Source organism: Bradyrhizobium sp. UFLA05-89, from assembly GCF_059803475.1.
In genome coordinates, this window is the sequence record NZ_JBANBA010000019.1 from 48,757 (window position 1) to 75,237 (window position 26,481).

Here is a 26,481-nt window from a genome sequence, read left to right on the forward strand (position 1 = left end):
AAATGGGACCGAAAACGCGCATTCTCGACGCGACCATGCTGGTGTTTCGCCGCCACGGCTTTCGCCGTTCCTCGATCGAGCAGGTGGCCGAGGCCGCCGGCCTGACGCGGCAGGCGCTCTATCATCATTTCGAGTCCAAGGAAGCGCTGTTCCGCGCAGTCATCGAGCGCGTCCACGAGACCGCCATTGCCGCCGAAGAGGTGGCAATCGGCGGAGCGGAGAAGGCGGGCCGCGGCTTCGCAGACATTCTCGTCGCCGGCATGACGGCACGGATGCAGGCGATGATCGGATCTTTCGAGGGCTCACCGCATATCGAGGAGCTGTATTCCGAGCACCTCGTGCATGGGCGTGACCTCTATCAGAAATATGCAGCGCTCTATGCGGAGCGGCTGGTCGCGACCATCGCCCGCGTTGCGCGCAAGCAGAAGCTGGCGCTGCCGCAGGGCCTGTCGCCGGCCGAATTCGCGCGGCTCGTCGAAATGGCCGTGCACGGATCTAAGTCGCAGCATCCGGCGATGCAGCCGGCGGAGGCCTTCCTGAAAGACATGGCGATGATGGTGCGGACGCTCTGCGCCGGCGCCGTGCCGAAATCGCAGGAGCAGCCCGCGAGCAAGGCCGGGACCAGAGAACGATCCTCACGCAGCAAAGCCGGAGCACGTCCATGAGCGCCATGACCATCAACGGCCGCCTCGAGCCACTGCCTGAGGATCCCGATGCGCTGCTCATCGACGTCGTGCGCGATCAGCTCGGTCTCACCGGCACCAAGCTCGTCTGTGGTGGCGGCGTCTGCGGCGCCTGCACGGTGCTCGTCGACGGCGTACCGGTCACGAGCTGCCTGATGCCGGCGCGCGCCGCCGCCGGAAAGTCCGTGACCACTGTGGAAGGCATTGGCGCTCAGGAGCTGCACCCGATACAGAAGGCGTTCATGGCGCATGATGCCTTGCAATGCGGCTTCTGCACGCCGGGCTTCATTGTGGAAGCGGCCGCGTTCTGCGATCGCTGGCGAGCGGCGAAGGGGACGGCCGTGCCTTCGCGCGAGGAGATCGGCGCGGCGCTGTCGGGCCATCTCTGCCGCTGCGGTGCCTATGATGCGATCTTTCGCGCGGTGGCGGATGCCTGTGCCGGCCGCTTCGACGGCGATCATTTCGCAAGTCCACGGATCGAGGCGCGCGACAAGGTGACGGGCGCGGCAAGATACACCGTAGATATCAGGCATGACGGCCAGCTCGAGGGCGTGATTCTGCGCTCCCGCGATGCCCATGCGCGCATCACCGCGCTCGATCTGGCCCCCGCGCATGCGCTTGACGGCGTCACTGCGGTGTCGCTGTTGTCCGACGATCGCATCGTGCGCTATGTCGGCGAGCCCATCGCGGCGGTTGCAGCGAAGGACCGCAAGACCGCCCTCGCGGCGCTCGCCGCCATCAAGCTGACCAGCGAACCGCTGCCCGCCGTGATCGGGCTCGATGCGGCGCGGAAAAACGATGCGCCCGTGGTGTTCGACCGGGCGAGCCGCAAGAAAGCCGGCAACGTCTCGGAAGCAGCCGGCGGACCTGCACCATGGCAGCGGAACGTTCGCGGGCCGACCTCGGTGTTTGCCAAGCGCGCCAAGAGAGCGCGCAACTGGGTGGACGAGGCGCGGCAGGCGAATAATCGTCTTCTCGTCGAGGGGACATTTCGTACGGCCACGCAGCAGCATGCCTGTCTCGAGCCGCATGCTGCGGTTGCGCGTTTCGATGGCGAGCAATTGATGGTGCACGCCTCGTCCCAGTGGGTGTTTCACCTCAAGGAGCAGATCGTCAAGCGCTTCAAGCTCGATCCTGCGCGCGTCCGCGTGATCGCCGACCATGTCGGCGGCGGCTTTGGCTCGAAGGCGAGCCTGGGCGGCGAGACGATTGCCGCAATCGAACTCGCGCGCGCAGCCAATGCACCGGTGCGGGTTGCTTATGACCGTCATGAAGAATTGTCGGTCGCCGGCTATCGGCCGGGCGCGGAGGTGAAGGTCGCGCTGCTGCCCTCCGACCAGGGCGACTTGAAAGCACTCTCCGTCATCGCGCATGCCGATACGGGCGCCGCGATCAACTCGACGATCGCGGGACTGGCGCGGCTGATGTATCCGGCCGAGGCCAAGGAGCTCTCCGATTTTGATGTCATCAGCAATCTGCCGCCGGGTGCGGCGTTCCGCGGGCCCGGCGGTCCCCCGATGGCATTCGCGGTGGAGCAGGCGATCGACCAAGCGGCATTGAAACTCAACGCCGATCCGATCGCTCTGCGCAAGCGCTGGGATCCTGATCCCAATCGGCAGCGGCTCTATGATTGGGCCTTGGGCCTCGACATCTGGCGCAATCGGACCTCGGCCGGGAGCGGTCGCTATCGCCGCGGCGTTGGTGTCGCGACCGGCTACTGGTTCTATCTCTGGCAACCCAAGGTGAAGGTCGAAGTCGCGGTCAAGGGCGGTCGCATCGTCGTATCGACTGCGACGCAGGATATCGGGACCGGCACCCGCAGCGTTCTGGCCGACACCGTCGCGCGCGAATTCGATCTCGAGGCTGATGAGGTGGAGGTGCGCATCGGCGACTCCTCGCTCCCCGAAGGCCCCGGCTCCGGTGGCAGCCGCGTCACCGCCTCGGTGCTGCCGCCGACGCTCACGGCGATCCAGAAGTTGAAGGCCGCGCTCCTCGATCAAGCCACGCGCAAGCCCGCGCCGGGCTCGAACGCGCCGTGGCGTGAGCTGATCGCGCGATCGGGAGACATTGCTATTTCGGAGACGCGTGGCGAGGACGGGAAGAACACGGCGCCCGGCATCCGCTCACCGCTGAAGGACCTAGGGCTTCTCGGCCTCGTGTTCGGCTGGATGATGCGGCGCAATTCCAACATCGTTATCGGCGCCGGCGTGCCGAGCTCGGTGCAGGTGATCGAGGTCGAGGTTGACACCTGGCTCGGTCACGTGCGCGTGCTCAAGGTGCATACCGGACTGGCGGTCGGGAAGATCGCGGCACCCCAGCTCGCGCACAGCCAGGCCTGCGGCGCGGTGATCCAGGGGCTTGGCTACGCGCTCTACGAGGCGCGCGAGGTCGATCCGCTCAGCGGCGACGTCCTGACTGCCAGCATGGAGGATTATCGCATCCCCGGCATTGCGGACACGCCCGAAATCGACGTGCATTTCGATGAGGCCGGCTTTGATCATGTGCAGGGCAATAGCGTCGGCATCGGTGAGGTGGCGACCGTGCCGACGTCGCCCGCGGTCGCGAACGCGATTTTCAACGCGATTGGCGTACGCCTCACCGAAATTCCGATCCGGCCAGACCGCATCGTCGCCGCCTTGAAGGGGAGGACTGCGGCATGAACGCCTCGTCAGCAACATCAGCAGGTGGCGCACCCGAATTCCGCGCCGCCGGCACGGATCTGTCCGAGCGTCGCCGCAGCGGGGTGTCCCGTGGGCCCATCGTCGATCTCTCCATGACATCAGGCATGATTGGGATCGACTGGGCCGCGGATGGCTCGGCCCGCATCGGCGCATTCACCACGATCGCGGCGATCGCGTCCGATGAACGCATCCGTGATGCTTATCCCGGCATCGCCGCCGCCGCGCAAGGTCTCGCCACGCCGCAGATCCGGCATCTGGCGACGCTCGGCGGTAACCTCGCTCAGCGTTCGCGCTGCTGGTATTTCCGCAATCCGCAGATCGACTGTTTCAAGAAGGGCGGTTCCGACTGCCCGGCGAGGTCGGGCAATCATCTCTATCATGCAGCATTCGATCTCGGGCCTTGCGTGGCCCCGCATCCGTCGACCATGGCCATGGCGCTGCTCGCCTATGATGCGACGATCACTACAGACCGGCGCAGCCGATTGTCGCTGCCTGATCTCATCGGCGACGGCACCAACAGCGCTGTGGACCATGCGCTTGAGCCCGGCGAAAGAATAGATGCCATCTCATTTCCCGCGCCGCTCGCCTCCGAGCGTGCCTATTACAAGCGCGCCATCAGCCGCAGTTATGCGGAATGGCCGCTGGTCGAGGTCTGCGCGCGCGCCGTGGTATCCGGCGGCATCTTCCGGCATGTCCGCATCGCCGCCGGCGGCATCGCCCCGGTGCCGCTGCGCCTGACGGCGTGCCAGGCGGCGTTGGAGGGAAAGCCGGCAAACGCGGAAACCATCGCGCAAGGCGCGCAGCTCGCGACGTCAGGCGCAAAGCCGCTGCCGATGACCGGATACAAGCTCGATCTGCTGGTTGGCCTGGTGCGGGACGTGGTGGAGCGGATTGCGAAGTAGGGCAGCCGGTGCTCGCACGATCAAGCCGGTGCTCGATTCCAAGAACGTCATGAACCTGGGCAAGATGCCGCGTCTTTCATGAGGGCTCGCGAGACGCGAGTCTCAGGCGGATACTTTGCGGCGGTAGCGAATGCTGGATGGTGAGCGTCCATAGAGTTCGAGAAAGGTGGCGTTGAATCGACGCACGCTGCCGAAGCCGGCCCGATAGGCAATCTGGACCAATGGTTCATTCGTCTCGTCGATCAGGCGTTTCGCGCGTTGTACACGCCTCGTCTTCGCCACTTGCTGCGGGCTGGCCCCGACGTGCCGTTCGAACAGGCGCGCAAGGTGGCGTGCGCTCACTCCGAGCCGATTGGCCAGTGCAGCAACCGAACCGTCATCCAACGCGCCACCGTCGATCAATTTCAAGGCGCGCACGACGGTTGAGCGCGTGCCATTCCAGGCGGCGCAAAAGGGCGCGGTCTCCGGACGGCAGCGCAGACAAGGCCGGTATCCCGCCGCTTCGGCCGCCGCCGCCGTCGGATAATAAGCCACGTTACGGGTCAACGGCTGCTTCACTGGGCAAACCGGGCGGCAGTAGATTCGCGTGGTCTTCACGGCCGTGAAGAAATGGCCGTCATAGCGCGGATCGCGCCGCAAGCGCGCAGTGTTGCACACCTCAAAACTGAGCATGACTCACTTTAGCGCAGAGTCCGGCCCGAAGAACAGCCGTGAGATGATCAGGTCCGATTCCGGCCAGCGGCGTCGGTACGCCCTTCTTATAGAGCAATGCCAGATCCGCTGAACAGAGTTGGAGGAGCAAAATGAACAGCACGAAGTCCAAAGAGGTTGTCATCAGCGCCTGGAAGACCTTCAAAAGCCGTGATGCCAAACTGATCGCGGGGCTGTTCACTCCCGATGCCGAATGGATCGCACCGGCCGGAAACGCAACGGCAGTCGCACTCAAGCACACCGACCATATGATCGGACCGAACCAAATCGCGCACTTCATTGCCTCGGAAATGCATAGTCTGTTCTCGAACGTCGACATCTCGTTTCGAGGCATTCATGCCGACGGCGATACTGTGGTCGTCGAGGAGCGGATGCGAGCCACTCTTCCTGGAGGCAAGCCGTACGAAAACGACTATTGCTTCATTTTCGTCTTGTCGGGCGACCGCATCAAGCTGGTTCGTGAATACATGGACACCCGGAAGGGCTGGCAGATGATTTTCGAGCCGCTTTAACTCGATCTGCAGGTTGGCCTGGTGCGGAATGTGGTGGAGCGGCTTGCGAAGCGGGGCAGCCGGGTTCGCATTCATTCGCCGTCATCGTCGTCCTGCAGGATCGTTTCCGATAGGAGCTCGGCGGCCTTCTGAAGCGGGGCGATGAAACGGTCGAGTTCGGCGAAGCTCACGCGAGCTGCCGGGACGGAGACGCCCAGGCACGCGATCAGCTCACGCTCCGGCGACAGGATGGGGACGGCACATCCAACCACGCCCTTGACGTACTCCTCGTTGGTCTTGGCCCAGCCGCGCTGACGGGTCTCCTCGAGCACCTTCATCAGGGCGTCGTAGTCTGCGATCGTCGTGTCCGTAAATTTCGTCAGCGTGAGCGCGCGGCACAGCTTCTCGCGCGCTTTCCCCGGCAAGCGGCTCATGTAGATCTTGCCTGTCGACGTGCAGTGCAGCGGCGCCGCTTCGCCCGGATTGAATTGCAATCCCTGTGGCTGCGAGACGCGGACGCTATCGACATAGGCCACCATGTTGTCGCGCACGACGCCGATCTCGCATTGCTCGCCGATTTCGCCGGCGACCGCGCGCAGCACGGCATGCCGGCGCGCGGTGCGGAATGCTGCGCCGATGACCTTGGCGGACAGAGTGACGAGCTGATTGCCGACGACATAGCGCTTGGTCCCGAGCGCCTTCTGAAGCAGGCCGCGCTCCTCAAGATTTCCGATCAACCGATGGGCGGTCGGAAGCGGAAGGCCAAGCGCCTGCGCGATCTCCGCGACCGACGCGGCTTTGGTTTGACCGGCGACGTGCCCGACGATCGCAAAGGCGCGATCGAGTGGTCCGTCGGTTCTGGCTGGGTCCATCATTCGCACCTCCCTTAGTAAATTATCATTTTTCGGAATAAAAACTATTGAAATATGAAAAAGATATTAGACGGCTCTCCCTCGTTGCTCATATCGTTGGCTTCGCCGGCCGGTGAACAGGATTTGTGCAATGCAAACCGGGTCCCACGGGCGGCGCGCCGAACAGGAGAGTGGGATGTCAGGTCATTACGACGTCGATGCCGTGCGGAAGGAATTCCCGGCTGCCGAGCGGATGACCTATCTCGATTCCGGCTTCCAGGCGCCGCTTGCGCGCCCCGTGAAGGCGGCGATCGACCTCTTTCTCCGTGAAGGCCTCGAGACGGCCGGCCCGAAGAGCGTGTGGCTCGACCGCGTCGAGCAGACGCGCGCCAAGGTCGCGCGATTCCTCGGCGTGTCCGCCGACGAGATCGCCTTCACCAAGAACACCTCGGAAAGCATGAACATCGCCGCGAACGCCCTGCGGCTGCGGGCGGGCGACAATGTCCTGATGGTTCATGGCGATCACCCGAACAATGCATACGCCTTCCTCAACCTGCAACGGCAGGGCGTCGAGGTGCGGTTCGTGCCGATGACCGATGTGGTGGATGCCGCGAGCTTTCGTCCCCACGTAGATGCAAACACCCGCGCGATCTCGATGTCGCATGTGACCTTTCACGCCGGTCACCGCTTCGATATCGAAAGTGTCGGTGCCCTGTGCGCGGAGAAGGGCCTCCATTTCATCGTCGATGTGATGCAGGCGATCGGCGTGGTGCCGATCGATGCAAAGGCCATCCGCGCGAGCTTCATCGGATCGGGCAGTCACAAAGGCCTGCTCGTTCCCCAGGGGCTCGGGCTCCTTTATTGGGACAGCACACTTGCCGAACTCGAGCCCGCTTATCTCGCCGCTGCGAGCCTTGCGGAGATTCCGGCCGACCTCATCGCGCGGCCGGACAAGCTCACGCCGGCTCCGAGCGCCCGTCGCTTCGAGCTCGGCAACTTCAATCTCCCTGCGATCCATGCGCTTGGCGCCTCGCTCGACCTGATCACGCAGATCGGCATCGAGAACATCCAGAACCACTGCTTCGAACTCGGTGATCATCTCATCGCAGAGCTCGATGCGCTCGATATCCGCCTCGTCGGTCCACGCGACCGGAAACACCGCGCGCCGCATATCTACGTCGTCGCACTGCCTGCGGCCGAGTGGCTCGGTTACTTCGAAGACAATGGCGTGCGCGTTTCGCCGGAACGGGACGGCATTCGGGTGTCGTTCGGCATGTTCAACACATCAGCGGACGTCGACCGCCTGATCGAGCTCATCCGCGGGCGCGGCGTCAAGACATCATCCAGGGCCGCCTAGAAGGCGGTGTAGGCCAGAGATCCAGAGAGAGGGTGCAGGACATGAGGAAGTTTGCACGGATGCTGGGGGCTCTGTCGGGCCTTGTGATCGTCACTGCCATGGTCGAGCCGTCGGTCGCGGCTGACAGCCCGACGCTGACCAAGATCAAGTCCGGCGGCGCGATCACGATCGGCTACCGCGAGGCGTCGATCCCGTTCTCTTACCTCGGTCCCGATCAAAAGCCGATCGGCTTCTCGCTCGATCTCTGCGCCGCCATCGTCGAGCGCATCAAGACGGAGCTCAATCTGCCCAATCTTATGGTCAACTATACGCCGGTGAACTCGTCCAACCGCATCCCGCTGATTCAGAGCGGCACCGTCGATATCGAATGCGGCGGAACGGCCAACGACAAGAAGCGGCAGGAGCAGGTGTCATTCTCGGTGACGACCTTCGTCAGCCAGCCGCGCTGGCTGGTCAAGGCCGACAGCGGCCTGAAGGCCGCCGGCGATCTCAAGGGCAAGACGATTGTCGTCACGCAAGGCTCAAACGCGATCGGCTTCGCGCAAGGCGTGAACGCCAAGGAGCAGCTCGGCCTCAACATCGTCCAGGCCAAGGATCACGCGGAATCATTCTTGATGTTGAATACGGGGCGTGCCGCAGCCTTCATGGAAGACGACATCCTTCTCGCGGGCCTCAAGGCTGCAGCACCGAAACCGGATGCGCTGATCTTCCTTCCCGAAGGTTATGCGAGGATCTATTACGGGCTGATGTTCACGAAGGGCGATGCCGGCTTCAAGGCACTCGTCGACGATGTTCTGTCAAAACAGATGGCGTCGGGACAGTTCGAGAAGACCTACACGAAATGGTTCACCAGGCCGATCCCGCCCAAGGGTGAGAATCTCGCGTTTCCGCTCACCGATACGCTGATGGAGCGGATTGCGAATCCCAGCGACGCGGTCGACTGACCGGAAACGCTGCGGGACTCGATCAAGGTCGCCTTCGCTCGCACCGATAACTCTGAGGTTTGCGATGTTCGGAGTGCTTTTTGAACAGACGGCGGATGGCCAGCGCTATATCGACTGGCTTCTCGCAGGCCTCGGCTGGACGCTGGCGCTGGCCTTCTTCGGCTGGTGGATCGCCTTCGCCGTCGGCGTTGTCGTCGGGATCGGCCGTACCGTGCAGAACCGCTTTGTTACGGCACTCGCGCGGCTCTATGTCGAGATATTCCGGAACATTCCCGTCCTGGTGCAGATGTTCCTCTGGTACTTCGTGTTGCCGGAGATTCTTCCGAGCCGGCTCGGCGACGCCATCAAGCAGATCCCGCCGCCCTGGGGATCGTTCTTCCCGGCGCTGGCGTGCCTCGGACTCTACACCGCGGCACGCATTGCCGAGCAGGTGCGCGCGGGCATCGAGGCCTTGCCGAAGGGCCAGACCGAGGCGGCGAGCGCACTCGGTCTTGGCGGATATCTGACCTATCGCCACGTCATCGTCCCGCAGGCGCTGCGACTGATCGTGCCGAGCCTGACCAGCGAGGTCATGGGCATCTACAAGAATACGTCCGTGGCGCTCACGATCGGCCTGATGGAGTTGACTGCGCAGGCGCGGCAGATCAGCGAAGCGACCTTCCAGACCTTCACTGCCTTCGGTGCCGCAACGCTGATCTATCTCGTGCTGGCGCTCGTCGCCTATCAATCGATGATGCTCATCGACAAGGCCGTGCGCATTCCGGGCTCCACCCCGACGAAGGACCCGATCGAGCCGGCCCTGGCGGACGACGTGGAGCCGGGCGCCGCCTTGCCCCGCGGATTGGAGGTCGTGAAATGAACAGTCTCGATTTCTCGATCCTCCTTCAGGCCTGGCCTTAATCTCTGGTCGGGACTGCTGTTCTCCCTCGCGCTGACCGCAGCAGCCTTCGTCATCGGCATGATGCTGGGGACCTGCTTTGCCCTTGCGCAGCACCTCGAGGTACCCGTCGTCAGCCAGATCGTGCGCGCCTACATCGCATTGATCCGCTCGGTCCCGCTGATCCTCGTGTTGTTCTGGTTCTTCTTCCTGGTGCCGATCGTGCTCGGGCACCTCTACGGCAATGGCCGCCCGATTCCGATCGGCGCGACCTGGACGGCCTTCATCACTTTTGGACTGTTCGAGGCAGCCTATTATTCGGAGATCATCCGTGTCGGATTGCGCGCGGTGAACAGGGGGCAGTTCGAAGCCTGCCAGGCGCTCGCGCTGTCCACCTTCGATACCTACCGATCCGTGATCCTGCCGCAGGTGATCCGTGTCGCGAGCCCGATCATCCTGAGCCAGACCATCATCCTGTTCCAGGACACTTCGCTCGTTTACGTGCTCTCGCTGACCGATCTCCTCGGCGCGGCCTCGAAGCTCGCGCAGCTCAACGGCCGGCTCGTCGAGATGTATCTCGTGGTCGCGGTGGCCTACCTCGCCATCAGTTCGGCGGCGTCGCAGTGCGTCGCATCGCTCAGGCGGCGATATGCTCTTGGCGGAGCACACCGCTAAAACAGAGAGGAGATGAAGATGCAACAGCAAGGCGCTGTGAGCCCGAGCGATCATTCTTCCGCGATCGTCGTCGTGGAGAAACTGGTGAAGCGGTTCGGCCGCTTCACCGCGCTGAATGATGTCAACCTGACCGTCGCCAAGGGCGAGAAGATCGTTCTATGCGGCCCCTCCGGCTCCGGCAAGTCGACCCTGATCCGCTGCATCAACCACATCGAGAGGCACGACGGCGGCCGGATCGTGGTCGACGGCGTGGAGCTGATGGACCGCATGGCCGACATCAACAGCGTTCGCTGCGAGGTCGGCATGGTGTTCCAGAGTTTTAACCTGTTCCCGCACCTCTCGGTCGTCGAGAACTGCATGCTGGCGCCGATCAAGGTGCGAGGGCTCTCGCGCCCTGAGGCGCACGAGCGTGCGATGAGGCTGCTCAGGAAGGTCCGCATTCACGGTCAGGCGGACAAATATCCCGCACAGCTCTCGGGCGGTCAGCAGCAGCGCGTCGCTATCGCCCGCGCGCTGTGCATGCAGCCGAAGATCATGCTGTTCGACGAGCCGACCTCCGCGCTCGATCCGGAGATGGTGAAGGAGGTGCTGGACACGATGGTGCAGCTCGCAGGCGAAGGCATGACCATGGTGTGCGTGACCCATGAAATGGGCTTTGCCCGCGAGGTCGCCGACCGCGTCGTGTTCATGGACCAGGGCAGCATCGTCGAGGAGGGGGAGCCGGCGAGTTTCTTCCGCTCGCCTCGCACGAAGCGCGCGAAGGACTTTCTCAACCAGATCATCCACTAGAGGGGATGTGAGCGGGGGGCGCCCGCGCCGGGTCTTTCCGGTGCCCTCCGCGCGCCGGCTGACCAGCGCACATACCGGGCCAAACAGGCCTGCGGAAGCGTCAAATTGCGCCTCACGCAATGCAAGAGGCGGCTTTATTCCCGCCATGGATGCTTTAAGGAAGGGCCTATCAGAATTAGGTCGCGGCCCGGCTTGCGGCGCGCGCGACCCTGGTTCAGGCAGAAGGGGCCGGTTGGCGCGCCCGACAGATGAGAAGGATTTGAAGCAATGATCCAAACCGTTGGTATCATCGGGGCTGGCACCATGGGGAACGGCATCGCCCAGGTCTGTGCCGCGGCCGGGCTTTCGGTCGTGATGGTCGATATCTCCGACGCGGCGGTGGGTCGCGGGATTGCGACCGTCGGCGGCAGCCTCGAGCGACTGGTCAAGAAGGAGAAGATTTCGGCGGCCGATCGCGAGGCGACGCTCAAGCGCATCACCGGCACCACCGACCGTGCCAAGTTCGCGGACTGCGACCTCGTCATCGAGGCCGCGACCGAGAACGAGGAGCTCAAGGTCAAGATTCTCAAAGACCTCTGCGTGAGCCTGTCGCCGCGCACGCTGATCGCCACCAACACCTCGTCGATCTCGATCACCAAGCTCGCCGCCGCGACTGATCGTCCCGATCGCTTCATCGGCATGCATTTCTTCAATCCGGTGCCGGTGATGCAGCTTCTGGAGCTGATCCGCGGCTTGCAGACCTCCGACGACACCCACGCCAAGGCACTCGATTTCGCCCAGCGTGTCGGCAAGGTCGCGATCACAGCCAAGAACAGCCCGGGCTTCGCCGTCAACCGCATCCTCTGCCCGATGATCAACGAGGCGATCTTCGCGCTTCAGGAGGGGATCGCGACGGCCGAGGAAATCGACGCCGGCATGAAGCTTGGCTGCAACCACCCGATCGGGCCGCTCGCGCTCGCCGATCTCGTCGGGCTCGACACCATGCTGTCGGTGATGGAGGTCTTCTACAAAGGTTTCAACGACCCGAAATACCGTCCGGCGCCCTTGCTCAAGGAAATGGTCGATGCCGGCCATCTCGGCCGCAAGACCGGCCAAGGCTTCTATACCTATAACGCCTGATAGAGCTTGAGGCCGCGATCGCCGAGGCGGCCAACTCATTTCCGTAACTGGCGGCCGGCTCGAACGGCCGCCAGTTCATCGTCGAAATCTGCACTTTCGTTCCGAAGTTTGTGCTCCAACAAAGAGGGCGTGCCGCTATCCGCTTACCGTCGCCTTGCTCCAGCGAAATCGGGACTGCGGACTGCGATGACTGTCATTGAAATCGATCACTCCCGCACGCGCGCCAAGGCGGGTGCGGCCAGGGTGGACGCGCGCAAGAGAGCCGCAATGGCAACATCGCGCGTGGTGCCGCAAGCCGTTTCAGGACGCATACGGCGGATCAAGTGGGCCATCCTCCTCCTGACGCTCTCGATCTACTACATCACTCCGTTCCTGCGCTGGGACCGCGGGCCGAATGCGCCCGACCAGGCCGTGCTGCTCGACTTCGCGCATGGCCGTCTCTATGCCTTCTTCATCGAGATATGGCCTCAGGACCTCTACCTCGTCACCGGACTGCTGATCCTCGCATCGGTCATCCTGATCCTAGCGAATGCGCTTGCGGGGCGGGTGTGGTGCGGTTTCGCCTGTCCGCAAACGGTTTGGACCGATCTGTTCCTCCTGGTCGAACGCCTCGTTGAAGGCGACAGGCGCGAGCGGCTGAAGAACATGAACGCTCCGCTGACCGTCGCGCGGGCGCTCCAAATCGGCATCAAGCACAGCACCTGGCTGCTGATCTCGCTGATGACTGGCGGCACGCTGATCTTCTATTTCACGGATGCGCCCGACCTCGTTCGCGCATTTACGGGCGGCGACGTCTCCGCGACGGCTCTGACCTGGATCGCCGTCTTCACCGGGACGACCTATGGCCTTGCGGGCTTCGCGCGCGAGCAGGTCTGCACCTTCATGTGTCCCTGGCCGCGGCTGCAGGGCGCGATCTGGGATCCGGAAGCCTTCACGGTCAACTATCGCGACTATCGGGGCGAGCAGCGTATGTCGGCCAAGAAGGCCACGGAACTTCGCGCGCGCGGCGAGGCCGCCGGCGATTGCGTCGATTGCGGCCTGTGCGTCAACGTCTGTCCGATCGGGATCGACATTCGCGAGGGGCCGAATTTCGCCTGCATCAATTGCGGACTCTGCGTCGATGCCTGCGACAGCGTCATGAGAAGGCTCGATCGCCCCCGCGGCCTGATCGATTATGAAAGCTGGCGCAACATCGAGCGGGGTCATCGCGGCGAGGCCCGTGCCTCACGGCTGGTGCGCCCGAAAACCGTCGCGCTCGCGGTGGTCAGCGTCGGATTGGCGGCTGGTCTCGCCGGATTGCTGGCGACCAAGGCAACGGGCGCCATAGCGGTGCTGCACGACCGCGATCCCCTGGCTGTGACCCTGTCCGATGGCTCGGTCAGAAATGCCTACACCGTCAAGCTTCTCAACAAGGCAAGCGTCGCCCACCACTACACTTTGACGATAAAAGGCATAGATGCGAGCCTGAGCATCGTTGGTCACGACGATGGAACTCCCATCAGCGTCGAAGCGGATGGCTCGGAATCGCTGCGGGTCACCCTGACCACGGCGAATCCGAAGGACGCCGATGTGGTTTTCACCGCCAGCGACGAGATCGGAGGGTCGGTGCTATCGACCGCCGACAAGTTCGTGGCTCGCTGAAGGGCATGGAATAAGAAGACTTGGAATAAGAAGACTTGGAACACGAGGACTTGGAACAACGCGAATGGATGCCGAGAACGAGATGCCTGACCGGATGACGATCGATCGCAAGGCGGCGGCGGAACGGCGCAGCCTGCTTGCCCAGGACGTGATGGAGCGAACCGGGATCAACGAGGCGATGATCGGGGAACTGGTCGCGCGGTTTTATGGCCGCGTGCGCGAGGATGCGTTGCTCGGTCCGGTGTTCGCGATCGTGAAGAATTGGGACGAGCATCTTTCCAAGCTGCGCGATTTCTGGTCGTCGGTAGTGCTGACCACCGGGCGCTATCACGGCCAGCCGATGCGAGCGCATCTTCCGCTCAGCCTGATCGGCGATCATTTCGATCGCTGGCTCGATCTGTTCGAGCAGACCGCGCGTGAGGTCTGTCCACCGGCCGCGGCGGCTTTGTTCATCGACAAGGCGCGGCGCATTGCCGACAGCTTTGAAATGGCGGCAGCGACGCAAAGCGGGCGCATGTTCACGCCGCGGCACATGCTGCGCTCTTGAAAATGATATGCCTGCCTGACAAACGTGCAGCCATCTTGAATTGAATCTGCAACGCGCGACGCGATGGCGCGTCGCACCAATTCCAACATGTTCGGTCTGATCTGCAAAATGATCATGCCCGATCGTGCATCTTGACATTGCGATCGCAAAACGCCTGTGAATGCGCATTTTGCATTCAATCAAAGCGAGCATCATGAGAATGATGCACTGCGGCGCAAATTCTTCGCCTTCTTTTTGGCAGAGTCCCAGCGCCTGCTGGCGTGCATGACGCATTCAACGCACACCACGTCGTCTCTACCCTCCGCCAACATTGAGGAACCTGAAGCCTGCGTCTGTGCGGCGCAGACGCGACGAACGCTGTTGATCGGTGCACTTGCCACCTCGGCTTGCCTTGCTGGCTCCGGGCGCGGCGCGGCGGGCGAAGATCCGCCGGGCGCAGACGAGCGGCCGCAGAAGGGCGATGTGCTGGTGTTCTCCGAAGGCGATCACGAAGGCAAGCTCGTCACGCCCGCCGATCTGCCGCTTGGCGGCCCGCCGGGGCATGCCTGGCCGAAGGATCCCAAGACATCGGTGGTGCGCAGCGCCTCGCGCCTCAACGAGATCCTGATCATCCGGCTCGATCCCGCCGAGCTCGACGATCAGACGCGCGCGCGTGCGCAGGACGGCATCGTCGCCTATTCGGCGATCTGCTCCCATGCCGGCTGTCCCGTCACCGCCTGGGTCAAGAGCGATGTCGGCGACAAGGAGGTGTTCAAGTGCATGTGCCACAATTCCGAATACGATCCGCGACAGGGCGCGCAGGTCGTGTTCGGGCCAGCGCCGCGACGGCTTGCAGCGCTGCCGCTGGCACTCACTGACGGCGCGCTCAGCGTCGCCGGCAATTTCATCGGAAAGGTAGGTGGCCAGCAGCCAGGGTGATCAGCCGCGGGTCGCGCCCGCGCGCCAGAAGCGGTCGCGCCCGCAGGCGTGCGGGCGAGGAGACAAACAAACTTCAAGAATTCAAGCAGCAAGAATTCAAAAGGGGAAACGTCCATGACCAGAAAACAATGGTTGTTGTCCGGCTTCGTCGCCTTCACCTGCATCGTCTCGACCTCCGCGGGCGCCGGTCCGATCGAGAGTTACACGCCAGTCACGTCGCAGCGTCTGGAAAATCCGGAACCCGGCAACTGGATGCTGTATCGCCGAACTTATGACGGGCAGGGCTATAGCCCGCTCGACCAGATCAATACCAGCAACGTCAAGGATCTCACGCCGGTCTGGACTTTCGCCACCGGCGTGATCGAAGGCCATGAGGCGCCGCCGATCGTCAATAACGGCGTGATGTTCGTGGCGACTCCGATGGGGCAGGTGATCGCGCTGAACGCCAAGACCGGCGACGAATACTGGCGCTACAAGCGGCAGCTCCCTGACGACCTGTTCCAGCTGCATCCGACCAGCCGCGGCGTCGGCCTGTGGGACGACAAGCTTTATCTCGCCACCACCGACGACCACGTCGTTGCGCTCGACGCCAAGACCGGCAAGGTGGTCTGGGATACGAAGGTGCAAGACTACAAGAAGGGCCAGTACATGACCCTGATGCCGCTCGTCGTCGACGGCAGGGTCATCGTCGGCGGCTCCGGCGGCGAGCTCGGCGTGCGCGGTTACGTCGCTGCATTCGACGCCAAGGACGGCAAGGAATTATGGCGCACCTTCACCATTCCAGGTGAGGGCGAACCCGGTCACGACACCTGGCAAGGCGACGACTGGAAGACCGGTGGCGGCTCGGCCTGGATGACCGGCACCTACGACAAGGACTTGAAGACGATCTACTGGGGTGTCGGCAACGCCGCGCCATGGCCCGGCGACAGCCATCCCGGCGATAATCTCTACACCTCGTCGGTGATCGCGCTCGATCCCGCCAACGGCAAGATCAAGACCTATCACCAGTATCACCAGAATGACTCCTGGGACTGGGACGAGGTCGACGCGCCGATGCTGGTCGATCTGCAACGCAACGGCCGCTCGATCAAGAGTCTGATCCATCCGGGACGTGATGCGATCTTCTGGGTGCTCGAGCGCACACCGACCAAGATCAACTACGTCGCTGGCTGGCCGTTCGTCTCCACCGACGTCTGGAAGGGCATCGATGCCGAGAGCGGCCGGCCGATCGTCGATCCCGCGCATAAGCCGGTGATCGGCAAACGCGTCGAGTTCTGCCCGTCGCTGTGGGGCGGCAAGGACTGGCCTTCGGCGGCCTACAGCCAGAAGACCGGCCTCGTCTACGTTCCCGCCAATGAAAACTTCTGCGGTGGCTTCACTGGCGAGAAGGTGGCGCTCAAGCCCGGCGAGCTCTGGCTCGGCACAAAGCCGGAAGATATTGGCCTGAAGGCGAAGCCCGGTGCGGATCATTTCGGCGAGCTCCAGGCCTGGGATCCCGCGACCGGCAAGAAGCTGTGGCAGCACGACTTCCCGAAGTCGCAGCTGTTCGGCTCGGTGACGGCGACCGCGGGCGATCTCGTCTTCGCTGGTGGCACCAACGACCGCTACTTCCGCGCCTTCGACGCCAAGACCGGCGAGCTGCTATGGCAGCAGAAGACCAACTCCGGCATCATGGGCATGCCGATCTCCTACGAGATCGACGGCACGCAATATGTCGCGATCCAGTCCGGCTGGGGCGTCGACGCGCAACGCATCCAGGATGCGCTTGCGACCAACAACATCGGCATTGAGGCCAACGTGCCGCAGGGCGGCGTGATCTGGGTGTTCGCGCTGAAGAAATAGGGCGGACCGACCCCGAGCAGCGCGGCCAGGGGGGCAACGAATGCGGCGGACGAAACGTCCGCCGCATTCTGCTTGTTGAGCTGTGAGGCGGGCTTACTTGCCCTCGCGCTCGACCTTGCCCTTCTCCTTCGCGTTCATCTCCTTGACCTTCGGGTCCTGACTGGACTGCCCCGTGGTCTGGTTGGTCGAAGCGGGGGGAGCATTGCTCGGCAGCGAGGTCTGGTCCGGCGTTGAGGGACGCGTCGCGGTGGCCGGAGGCGTCGTGTTGCCCTGTGCCTGACTTTGGGCCTGTGCGGTCAAAAGAAAGGCGCCCGACAGCACCAAGACTGCGAGCGCCCGTGAGGTGATGTCCATCGATCTCTCCTGTCGGATCGATGGCAACGGCGAACTGTCGCCTAACGTTCCCTCATCACGTCTCCAATTGCTTGCCGATCGGCAGGGAGCGGATGCGCTTGCCGGTTGCAGCGAAGATCGCGTTGATCAGCGCCGGCGCGAATGGCGGAACGCCGGGCTCGCCGACGCCGCTCGGCGGCGTGTCGGGCCCCGGAGTCACGATATGGACGTTGGTCACCAGTGGAGATTCGTCCATCCGGACCACAGGGAAGTCGTCATAGTTCTTCTGCTGGACCTTGCCGTCCCTGAAGGTGATCTCGCCGTACTTGGCGAGGCTCAGGCCCATGATCGCGGCGCCCTCGATCTGCGACTGGATGCGCTCGGGATTGACGAAGGTGCCGCAGTCGATGGCGGTGTCGACCCGCGGGATCGTCAGCTTGCCCTTGTCGTCGACGGCCGCTTCCACGATCGTCGCGATGTAGCTGACGAAGCTGCGGTGCACGGCGATGCCGAGGCCATGGCCCTTCGGCACCTGGCGGCCCCATTCGCCCTTCTCGGCCACCAGCTCGACCACCTTGCGCAGGCGCGCGGTGTCGATCGGATAGCTGTCGTAGGGCTCGCCATAGTTCCAGAGGTCCTTCACCGAGGCGAGCTTGACGATGCGGGGCGAGCCGATCAGCTCGAGCAGCATGTCCTTCTGATCGCGGCCGGTGGCCTGCGCGATCTCGCCGACCATCGACTGCACCGCGAAGGCGCGCGGGATATTGGAGACCGAGCGGAACCAGCCGATCCTGGTATGGGCGGCCGCTTCCGGATTCTCGCAGGAGATGTTGGCGATCTCGAAGGGCATGTCGACGAGGCCCATGCCGAGTTCGAACGAGGCCTGGTGCACGGTGCCCGCCGCGAATGTCGAGGCGATGCTGGGCGCAACGCTGCGGTGGCGCCAGGCGATCACCTTGCCGCTCTTGTCGAGGCCGGCCTCGATGCGCTCGACCGAGACGGTGTGCAGGAAGCCGTTGTGGAGATCATCCTCGCGCGTCCACTGCACCTTCACGGGCGCGCCGAGCTCCTTGGAGAGCAGGGCGGCCTCGAGCGCATAGTCGCATTTCGACTTGCGGCCAAAGCCGCCGCCGAGCAGCGTTACGTTCACGGTCACGTTCTGCTCGGGGATGCCGAGCGTCTTGGCGACGTCCTCGCGGGTACCGCCGGGGCTCTGCACCGGCGCCCAGATCTCCGCCTTGTCGCCCTTGACGTCGGCAACAGCCACCGGCGGCTCCATGCTGACATGGGCGAGGTGAGGGATGTAGTACTCGCCGACGATCACCTTGTCGGCGCTCTTGAGCGCGGCATCCGCATCGCCCTCGTTGCGCACGACGAGGCCTGGTTTGCGCGCGGCCTCCTCGAGCTCCTTGCGGTAGGCGACCGACTCGTAGTTGCCGTTCGGCCCGTCATCCCAGACGAGCTTCAGCGCATCGCGACCCTTGATCGCAGCGCCCGTATTGCGGGCGATCACGGCCACACCGCCGAGGGGCTGGAATTTCGACGGCCACGGCCAGCCGCGCACCTGCATCACCTTCTCGACGCCCGAGACCTTCATCGCGTCGGCCGGGTCGAAGGAGACCAGCTTGCCGCCGGTCACCGGCGGACGCGCAATGACGGCGTATTTCATGCCGGGCAGCCGCACGTCGGCGCCGTAGCCTGCCTTCCCCGTGGTGATGTCGTGGAGGTCAACGATGCCGATCTGGCCCTTGGTGAGATAACGGAAATCCTTGGGGTCTTTCAGCTTGAGGCTGTCGACGCTCGGCAAGGATTCCTTGGCTGCGTCGGCTGCGAGCTCGCCGAAGCCGAGCTTGCGTCCGCTCGCGCTGTGAACGACCTCGTGATTGGCCGCTTTCACTTCCGTCGCCGGCACGCCCCAGCGCTTGGCTGCGGCCTGCTCCAGCATGATGCGCGCAGAGGCGCCGATCTGGCGCATCGGGATCAGATAGTGTCGCGTGCTGCGAGAGCCGTCGGTGTCCTGGTTGCCGAACTTGACCTCGTCGCCATGGGCCTGCTGGACCTTCACCCTCGACCAGTCGGCTTCCATCTCTTCGGCGACGATCAGCGGCAGGCTGGTGCGCACGCCGGTGCCCATTTCCGAGCGGTGCGCGACGATGGTGACGATGCCGTCGGGAGCGACCGCGACGAACACGCGCGGGTCGACCACGACGCCGTGCGGCATCTTCCCGGCGCCGGTCTCATAGGCGAACGCCTGGCGCGACATCACGGGCGCGGCGAGCACGAAGCCGCCGGTGACGCCCAGTCCCTTCAGGATGCTGCGGCGGGAAACCTTCTCGATCCTGACGTGCTTCTCGAAGCCACGAAGCTTCTTTGGGTTGTCGATGAAATTCATGGTCACACCCCCGTCGATGCGAGATGGACGGCATTCTCGATGCGCTGGTAGCAGCCGCAGCGGCAGATGTTCCCCGCCATCGCCTCGCGGATCTGGTCGTGTGACGGCTTGGGATTGTCCATCAGCAGGGCCGCGGCCTGCATGATCTGGCCGGCCTGGCAGAAGCCGCATTGGGGAACATTGACCTGGCGCCACGCTTTCTGCACGGGATGATCGCCGTTCGGATGCAGGCCTTCGATGGTCGTGACCTCGCGACCCGCAACGTCGTTGACCGAAGTGATGCAGGCGCGCACAGCTTCCTTGTCGACGATGACGGTGCAGGCGCCGCACAGCGCCTGGCCGCAGCCGAATTTGGTGCCGGTCAGCCCGACTTCGTCGCGGAGAAACCAGAGCAGCGGAAGATCCGGGTCGCCATCCCAGCTTTGTTCCTGGCCGTTGATTTTTATCTTGATCATGATCGTTTCTCGCTCTTCTTAAGCCAATGATCCGATGGGCGTGATTGATTGGTGTGGCGGCGTCCGCATCCTCTGCTTCCGCAAGCCCAAGCAACTCCCGGGGCGGAGGGGATGACGACGGGCGATGTCTGGAATGTGCTCGATACCTCCCGGTTGATTCTTTTTTGATGATTTTCGCGCGGCATCGTGACGAGCGTGATGCTAGCAGAAACCGGACACCGCGGACATCACAGCCGCTTGTGTTCGCGACCAGATTGCATCTGCGATTTGTCAAAAGGTGGGCGCGATCCGTCGCTTGCCCCTTGCGCGGTGCGGCAGAGCATCATTGCGACCGACATAAAAAAGCTTCGTCCGGCGGGACAGCGCGGACGAAGCAGGAGACCTCAGTCGAGGGAGGGAAAACGCAGGGACACAAGCTTTGCGAGCTGGCGACGCTGCGGAGTGTACAAATCTCGATGCTGAGGGAACCCACCGCCACACGAGCACATGGGCGGCAATGCCGGCCATCTGGTTCGCGCCCGATCCGAGAGGACCCGACCGGCTCGCTGGGTTCAGGACCAGCGAGCCGAAAGGTGGAAAGAACGAACGCGTTGCCTCAGGCAGCCGCTAAGCAGCTTTGTACCTAAGCAGCTTTGGCCTTCGCGACATGGGTCGCGATCGCGTCCATCAGCGCCGGTGACAGGCAGTCATAGGGCTCAAGCCCGATTTCCTTCAGCCGTGAACGGATGTCGGCCATCTGCTCCGGCTTCACGCCCGATTCGATCACCGAGGAGACGAAGGCAGCAAATTGCGGGGCCTGCGAGCCCTGCTCCTGGAACAGTTCGGGATGGATGAAGTCGAGGCCGTAGAACGGGTGGCCCTTGTTCTCGATGCGGCCGTACATGTGCGTGCCGCAGGCCTTGCAGGCGTGGCGCTGGATCACCGCCGACGGATCGACGATCTCCAGCTTGTCGCCGTTCTCGAGCACGGTGACGTTCTGGCGCGGCACCACGGCGACGACGGAGAACGTCGCACCCTGCGGCTTCCAGCACTTCGTGCAGCCGCAGGCGTGGTTGTGCGCCACGTCGCCCTTGATGCCGACCTTGACCGGGTGGTCCTTGCATTTGCAGACCAGCGTGCCACCGGCAAAGCTGCCGCTGCCCTGTTTGAGGCCATTGTCGATCGAGGGATGGAGAGCAACAGTCATGGGACGATCCTCCTTGTGGGTGATGGTTCTGGTTTAGTAGACGACGACCGAGCGGATCGATTTGCCCTCGTGCATCAGGTCGAAGCCCTTGTTGATGTCTTCGAGCTTCAGCACGTGGGTAATCATGGGATCGATCTGGATCTTTCCGTTCATGTACCAGTCGACGATCTTGGGCACGTCGGTGCGGCCCCGCGCGCCGCCGAACGCGGTGCCTCTCCAGTTCCGCCCGGTGACGAGTTGGAACGGGCGGGTGGCGATCTCCTTGCCGGCTTCCGCAACGCCGATGATGATCGATGTTCCCCACCCGCGATGACAGCATTCCAGGGCTTGGCGCATCACCGTGGTGTTGCCGGTACAGTCGAAGGTGTAGTCGGCGCCGCCATCGGTCAGCGTCACCAGGTGCTGGACGATGTCGCCGGTCACCTTCTTGGGGTTGACGAAGTGCGTCATGCCGAACTTGCGGCCCCAATCCTCCTTGGAGTCGTTGATGTCGACGCCGATGATCTTGTCGGCGCCGGCCATCTTGGCGCCCTGGATGACGTTGAGGCCGATGCCGCCGAGGCCGAACACCACGACGTTGGAACCCGGTGTGACCTTGGCGGTGTTGACGACGGCGCCGACACCGGTCGTGACGCCGCAGCCGATGTAGCAGCTCTTGTCGAAGGGGGCATCCTCACGGATCTTGGCGACTGCGATCTCCGGCAGCACCGTGAAGTTCGAGAAGGTCGAGCAGCCCATATAGTGGTAGATCGGCTTGCCCTTGTAGGAGAAGCGGCTGGTGCCGTCGGGCATCACGCCCTTGCCTTGCGTCGCGCGGATCGCGGTGCAGAGGTTGGTCTTTCCGCTCAGGCAGCTTTTGCACTGCCGGCATTCCGGCGTGTAGAGCGGGATGACGTGATCGCCAGGCTTCACCGAGGTCACGCCTGCGCCGATCTCGCGGATGATGCCGGCGCCCTCGTGGCCCAAGATCGAGGGAAAGATTCCTTCGCTGTCAAAACCGTCGAGCGTGTAGGCGTCGGTGTGGCAGATTCCGGTCGCCTTGATCTCGACCAGAACTTCGCCGGCCTTCGGTCCCTCCAGGTCGACCTCGACGATTTCAAGCGGTTTTTTCGCTTCGAAAGCGACCGCGGCACGTGTCTTCATCGTAAGCTCCTCAAATTCTCTCCCGGAGACGCCAAGACGTCGTCTCGACCGTGCACCAATCGTTCATTTCCTGCCCATGCAGGAGTCTTCGGCCTTTGTATAGGCCTCCTTCTTGTCCTCATGCTTGCCCGGCCGCGCGCGACCCCAGGCTTCGTTGGAGCGGGCCCGCAGATAGACGTAGAGATCGTCCATGTAGCAGGCCACGTTCGGATTATCGCCGAAGGCCGGCATCACGTTCTCCTGCGCGGTCGAGACGTTCTTGCGGCCTGAGGCGACGACGCCGAGGAAGTCGGCGTAGCTCATGGTCTTCAGGGAGTCCTTCAACGCCGGAGCGTAGGTCGATCCCATTCCGTCCGGACCATGACAGACATGGCAGTCCGAGTGATAGCGGCGGTATCCGGAATAGGTGTACCAGTCTACGGATCCGTCGGCTGAAACCTTATAGGTCGGATTTCCTTCCTTATCGAGCCACTCACCATTTTCATTTTGCTTGACGGCGCCCGGGTCGCCCGAGCCATCCGCGAATGCAATTCCTCCGGACGCGACGAAGATCATCGCAACTATGACAGAGCAGATTCTACGCAAGAGATTTTTTCCTCGACAGCGCGCGGTGGAGACGAGCCGGCGCGTGGAGTTGATCCACGCGCCGGGACGATACGAGGTCGAGGCTAGTTCGGCAGCGAGAACACGGTCAGCGTACCGCCGAGCGCCGTGTAGTTCGACAGTGCCGCGTAGCCGCCGACTGCGCCGAGACCGGCGGTCGGATCGGTCAGGCCTGCCGCCAGGCCGATGCCGGCCCAGCCGCCCACGCCGGAGAGGACTGCGACGTACTGCTTGCCGCCGTTCTCATAGGTCGTGACGTTGCCGATGATGCCGGAAGGGGTCTTGAACTTGTAGAGCTCCTTGCCGGTCTTGGCGTCGACCGCCTTCAGGTAGCCTTCGAGCGTGCCGTAGAACACCACGCCGCCGGCGGTTGCGAGCGCACCCGACCAGACCGAGAACTGCTCCTTGTTCGACCACACGATCTTGCCGGTCTTGCCGTCCCAGGCGATGAAGTTGCCCATGTTGGTCTCGCCCTGCGGCGGATACATCGAGAGCGTCGCGCCCACATAGGGCTGGCCCGCGGTGTAGCTGACCTTGAACGGCTCGTAGTCCATGCAGACGTGGTTGGTCGGAACGTAGAACAGCTGCGTGTCCGGCGAGTAGGCTGCCGGCTGCTCGTCCTTGGTGCCGAGCGCGGCCGGGCAGATGCCCTTCACGTTGACGTCCTCGCCGGCCTTGTCAGTCGACGCGGCGTCAAGAACCTTCGGACGGCCGTAGGTCGGGGAGTTCTTGTCCATGTCGACGCCGGAGGTCCAGTTCACCTTCGGATCGTACTTTTCGGCGACCAGCAATTCGCCCGTGGCACGGTCGAGCGTGTAGCCGAGACCGTTACGATCGAAATGCGTCAGCAGCTTGCGCGGCTGGCCGCCGATCTGCTGATCCGAGAGGATCATCTCGTTGACGCCGTCATAGTCCCACTCGTCGTGAGGCGTCATCTGGTAAACCCACTTGGCAACGCCGGTATCTGGATTACGCGCCCAGATCGTCATCGACCATTTGTTGTCGCCGGGACGCTGCTTCGGGTTCCAGGTCGAGGGATTACCCGATCCGTAATAGATCAGGTTGAGCTCGGGATCGTAGGAGATCCAGCCCCATGTCGCGCCGCCGCCGATCTTCCATTGATCGCCTTGCCAGGTCTTGAGGCTGGAGTCCTTGCCCACCGGCTTGCCGAGCGCAGTGGTCTTGTCGTCGACCAGAATCTGGTCATCCGGCCCTTCCGAATACCCACGCCAAGCCAGCTTGCCGGTCTTGATGTCGTAGGCGGTCATATGGGCTTGAACGCCGAATTCGCCGCCGGAGATGCCGATCAGCACCTTGTCCTTGACGACCATCGGCGCCGAGGTGCCTGTCTCGCCCTTTGCGGGATCGCCATTCTTCGCGGTCCAGGCAACCTGACCGGTCTTGGCATCGAGCGCGACCAGCGTGGTGTCGGCTTGATGCAGGAAGATCTTGCCGTCGCCATAGGCCAAGCCGCGGTTGACCGTGTCGCAGCACATCACCGGGATGACGTTCGGATCCTGCTTCGGCTCGTACTTCCAGATGATCTTGTTCTCGTTGGAAAGGTCAAGGGCGTAGACCTTGTTCGGGAACGGCGTGTGGACGAACATCGTGTTGCCGATGATGAGCGGTCCACCTTCATGGCCGCGCAGCACGCCGGTGGAGAAGGTCCATGCGACCTGCAGCTTGCCGACGTTCTGCGCGTTGATCTGATTGAGCTTGGAATAGCGGGAATTGGCGTAATCGCCAGTGGGCATCACCCAGTCTTTCGCGTTTTGCGACATCTTGTTCAGCTCGTCATTGGCTGAAGCGCTGCCGACGGCCAGAGCCGCGGCAGAGCCAAGAAACGTCGCTAGTAGCACCTTGCGCATAGTCATTCCTCCTAGGTCTCGTTTATTGTTTCCGAAGCATTGCGTACCGCTGGGCACTGAGGTCCAGCGTCTGCTCGTGCAGGGCGGTCACGATTGGGACCAGAAACGATGCTGTGCTGTTTCCTCCTCCTGGATATGAGCCACAGGTCCGCTTTCACGTGCGGCCCGTTTCTTGTTGTTCCTGGCACAATCCGTAACCGGTTCGTAAACGGGAAACTTGCCCAAGAGAGAAGGGCATTTGCTCGACAGCGCAAAGGCGCGAACTTTTTGATTTTGCAGTAGCGAATTCAGCAGCTTCTGTGCTGCCTGGCCGCGGGCACTGGACTCAGGTTCCCCTTGACGGCGCTGCAACTAAAGCGGAGGATTATCAATTAAGGATGGCAGACGGAGCACTGGCGCTTGCTCCAAAGACCGCCCTAATTTGAGGTAAACGTCGCTTCATCGTCACAGGGGGCCTCTGGCGGCACCCAACGCGATTTGAATCAAATCAGTGGCTGGGATCATGTCCGACACAATACACACGCTCAGCACGACCGGACTCACGCCGAAGAGGCAGATCCAGAGCTGGGTCGACGGGCTGACGAGTCTCTGTGGACATTTCGATGTCGATCCGCTGGAAGCGACCGCGCTCGAAGGCCGCATCGATTACACCACCGTATCGCGCCTGAAACTCTGCCAGATCGAGGTGAGCCAGCATCGCATCGCGCACACGCATGCGCGCGCCAAGGCCAATGAGCACCCCTACATCAAGATTCATTTCCAGACCTACGGCATCTCCTATTTCGAGCAGGAGGGCCGCCACATCGAGCTGATGCCCGGTGACATCATCGCCTATGACGTGTCCTGTCCGCACTCGATCATCAGTCCCGCCTTCACGCGGCATGACGTGGTGATCGTGCCGAAGGCTCTGCTGCGCGATCGCGGCTTCCCGTCTCAGCGGATGCCGGCCTGCAAGCTGACCGCGCGCACCGGCACCGGGCGAATCGCCCACGATTTCGTCCACGCCACCTTCGACGAAGCCGCCAAGCTGTCGGCGAACAGTGCGGTCGGCGTCGCTGATTCGCTGATCGACCTCCTATTGCTGCCGCTGCGCGAGGCCGACACGATGTTCGATCGGGTCGGACCCGAGGCGATGTATGTGCGTGCCCAATTTTTCATCCGCGAGCATCTACGTGATCCGGATTTGTGCATCGACCAGATTTCCGCCGAGCTCGGCTGCTCCAAGCGCTATCTGCACATGCTGTTCAGCGAGCGCGGCACGACGGTGAGCGACTACATCTGGCAGGCACGCCTTCAGAACTGCCGTCAGGAGCTCGAGGCCCACGCCGGCAAGACCATCACGGACGTCGCCTTCTCCTGGGGCTTCTCGAGCTCGTCACATTTCAGCCGCGTGTTCCGGAAGTACTTTGGCGTCGTGCCGTCGTCGATCCACAAGGCGCAGCAGAACGCCGTCGTCTCCGAAGAGCATTAGGC

General features: G+C 63.1%; 23 protein-coding genes and 1 pseudogene. 15 read left to right on the forward strand and 9 right to left on the reverse strand.

Annotation, left to right across the window (positions count from 1 at the left end):
* The first annotated feature begins 2 nt into the window (after positions 1-2).
* Genes SO139_RS12890 through SO139_RS12900 form a run of 3 tightly spaced genes read left to right on the forward strand, consistent with a single transcriptional unit; the run spans position 3 to position 4,266 of the window.
* On the forward strand, positions 3-665 hold the full coding sequence (locus tag SO139_RS12890) for a TetR/AcrR family transcriptional regulator (protein ID WP_449383465.1): 663 nt from the start codon (positions 3-5) through the stop codon (positions 663-665).
* Entirely contained in the window at positions 662-3,343 is a 2,682-nt protein-coding gene (locus SO139_RS12895; protein WP_498540152.1) for a molybdopterin-dependent oxidoreductase, read from the forward strand. The genes SO139_RS12890 and SO139_RS12895 overlap by 4 nt, the downstream gene beginning before the upstream one ends.
* Positions 3,340-4,266 (forward strand): FAD binding domain-containing protein, encoded by a 927-nt coding sequence (locus SO139_RS12900; protein ID WP_449383467.1) that lies wholly within the window; start codon positions 3,340-3,342, stop codon positions 4,264-4,266. Before SO139_RS12895 ends, SO139_RS12900 begins: the two co-directional genes overlap by 4 nt.
* A 102-nt stretch (positions 4,267-4,368) precedes the next feature.
* Here the strand turns inward: SO139_RS12900 and SO139_RS12905 are convergent, their stop codons facing one another.
* Complete coding sequence (locus SO139_RS12905) at positions 4,369-4,938, reverse strand: bifunctional transcriptional activator/DNA repair enzyme AdaA (protein ID WP_449383468.1); 570 nt, start codon at positions 4,936-4,938, stop codon at positions 4,369-4,371.
* A 131-nt stretch (positions 4,939-5,069) separates the two neighbouring features.
* Here SO139_RS12905 and SO139_RS12910 point away from each other — a divergent pair, with 131 nt between their 5' ends.
* Positions 5,070-5,489, forward strand: coding sequence for a nuclear transport factor 2 family protein (locus SO139_RS12910; protein WP_449383469.1), 420 nt, complete (start codon positions 5,070-5,072; stop codon positions 5,487-5,489).
* Positions 5,490-5,560: 71 nt separating this feature from the next.
* On the opposite strand, the gene SO139_RS12915 is transcribed toward SO139_RS12910, so the two are convergent.
* Positions 5,561-6,340, reverse strand: coding sequence for an IclR family transcriptional regulator (locus tag SO139_RS12915; RefSeq protein WP_449383487.1), 780 nt, complete (start codon positions 6,338-6,340; stop codon positions 5,561-5,563).
* Between the two features lie 175 nt (positions 6,341-6,515).
* On the opposite strand from SO139_RS12915, the gene SO139_RS12920 reads away from it, so the two are divergent.
* The 10 genes and pseudogenes from SO139_RS12920 (at position 6,516) to SO139_RS12965 (ending at position 17,028) form a co-directional block, all read left to right on the forward strand.
* Entirely contained in the window at positions 6,516-7,676 is a 1,161-nt protein-coding gene (locus SO139_RS12920; protein WP_449383470.1) for an aminotransferase class V-fold PLP-dependent enzyme, read from the forward strand.
* A gap of 41 nt (positions 7,677-7,717) precedes the next feature.
* Positions 7,718-8,620, forward strand: coding sequence for an amino acid ABC transporter substrate-binding protein (locus SO139_RS12925; RefSeq protein WP_449383471.1), 903 nt, complete (start codon positions 7,718-7,720; stop codon positions 8,618-8,620).
* A 64-nt stretch (positions 8,621-8,684) separates the two neighbouring features.
* Entirely contained in the window at positions 8,685-9,479 is a 795-nt protein-coding gene (locus SO139_RS12930) for an amino acid ABC transporter permease (protein ID WP_449383472.1), read from the forward strand.
* Positions 9,476-10,172: pseudogene (locus SO139_RS12935) on the forward strand (amino acid ABC transporter permease). Before SO139_RS12930 ends, SO139_RS12935 begins: the two are co-directional and overlap by 4 nt.
* An 18-nt stretch (positions 10,173-10,190) precedes the next feature.
* The gene (locus SO139_RS12940) at positions 10,191-10,961 is read left to right on the forward strand and encodes an amino acid ABC transporter ATP-binding protein (protein ID WP_449383474.1); all 771 of its coding nucleotides are present in this window, start codon (positions 10,191-10,193) and stop codon (positions 10,959-10,961) included.
* 267 nt (positions 10,962-11,228) lie between these two features.
* Positions 11,229-12,080, forward strand: a complete 852-nt coding sequence (locus SO139_RS12945) for a 3-hydroxybutyryl-CoA dehydrogenase (protein WP_449383475.1) — start codon at positions 11,229-11,231, stop codon at positions 12,078-12,080.
* Between the two features lie 186 nt (positions 12,081-12,266).
* Positions 12,267-13,721, forward strand: a complete 1,455-nt coding sequence (gene ccoG / locus SO139_RS12950; protein WP_449383476.1) for a cytochrome c oxidase accessory protein CcoG — start codon at positions 12,267-12,269, stop codon at positions 13,719-13,721.
* A 151-nt stretch (positions 13,722-13,872) separates the two neighbouring features.
* The gene (locus tag SO139_RS12955; protein WP_449383488.1) at positions 13,873-14,268 is read left to right on the forward strand and encodes a group III truncated hemoglobin; all 396 of its coding nucleotides are present in this window, start codon (positions 13,873-13,875) and stop codon (positions 14,266-14,268) included.
* A 264-nt stretch (positions 14,269-14,532) separates the two neighbouring features.
* Positions 14,533-15,186, forward strand: a complete 654-nt coding sequence (locus SO139_RS12960; protein WP_449383478.1) for a QcrA and Rieske domain-containing protein — start codon at positions 14,533-14,535, stop codon at positions 15,184-15,186.
* Between the two features lie 114 nt (positions 15,187-15,300).
* On the forward strand, positions 15,301-17,028 hold the full coding sequence (locus SO139_RS12965; RefSeq protein WP_449383479.1) for a methanol/ethanol family PQQ-dependent dehydrogenase: 1,728 nt from the start codon (positions 15,301-15,303) through the stop codon (positions 17,026-17,028).
* Positions 17,029-17,121: 93 nt separating this feature from the next.
* Here SO139_RS12965 and SO139_RS12970 read toward each other — a convergent pair whose 3' ends face one another.
* The 7 genes from SO139_RS12970 to xoxF5 form a co-directional block, all read right to left on the reverse strand.
* On the reverse strand, positions 17,122-17,382 hold the full coding sequence (locus SO139_RS12970) for a hypothetical protein (RefSeq protein ID WP_449383480.1): 261 nt from the start codon (positions 17,380-17,382) through the stop codon (positions 17,122-17,124).
* A gap of 55 nt (positions 17,383-17,437) precedes the next feature.
* Entirely contained in the window at positions 17,438-19,753 is a 2,316-nt protein-coding gene (locus SO139_RS12975) for a xanthine dehydrogenase family protein molybdopterin-binding subunit (protein WP_498540153.1), read from the reverse strand.
* Positions 19,754-19,755: 2 nt separating this feature from the next.
* Positions 19,756-20,208, reverse strand: a complete 453-nt coding sequence (locus SO139_RS12980; RefSeq protein WP_449383482.1) for a (2Fe-2S)-binding protein — start codon at positions 20,206-20,208, stop codon at positions 19,756-19,758.
* Positions 20,209-20,830: 622 nt separating this feature from the next.
* Complete coding sequence (gfa, locus tag SO139_RS12985) at positions 20,831-21,394, reverse strand: S-(hydroxymethyl)glutathione synthase (protein WP_449383483.1); 564 nt, start codon at positions 21,392-21,394, stop codon at positions 20,831-20,833.
* 33 nt (positions 21,395-21,427) lie between these two features.
* Positions 21,428-22,537 carry an S-(hydroxymethyl)glutathione dehydrogenase/class III alcohol dehydrogenase gene (locus SO139_RS12990; protein ID WP_449383484.1) on the reverse strand — a complete coding sequence of 370 codons (1,110 nt, stop codon included), beginning with the start codon at positions 22,535-22,537 and terminating at the stop codon, positions 21,428-21,430.
* Between the two features lie 63 nt (positions 22,538-22,600).
* Positions 22,601-23,092, reverse strand: coding sequence for a c-type cytochrome, methanol metabolism-related (locus SO139_RS12995; RefSeq protein WP_449383489.1), 492 nt, complete (start codon positions 23,090-23,092; stop codon positions 22,601-22,603).
* A gap of 113 nt (positions 23,093-23,205) precedes the next feature.
* Positions 23,206-25,008, reverse strand: coding sequence for a lanthanide-dependent methanol dehydrogenase XoxF5 (gene xoxF5, locus SO139_RS13000; protein WP_449383490.1), 1,803 nt, complete (start codon positions 25,006-25,008; stop codon positions 23,206-23,208).
* Positions 25,009-25,510: 502 nt separating this feature from the next.
* Between xoxF5 and SO139_RS13005 the strand changes: the two genes are divergently transcribed.
* Positions 25,511-26,479 (forward strand): helix-turn-helix domain-containing protein, encoded by a 969-nt coding sequence (locus tag SO139_RS13005; RefSeq protein WP_449383485.1) that lies wholly within the window; start codon positions 25,511-25,513, stop codon positions 26,477-26,479.
* Positions 26,480-26,481: the final 2 nt, after the last annotated feature.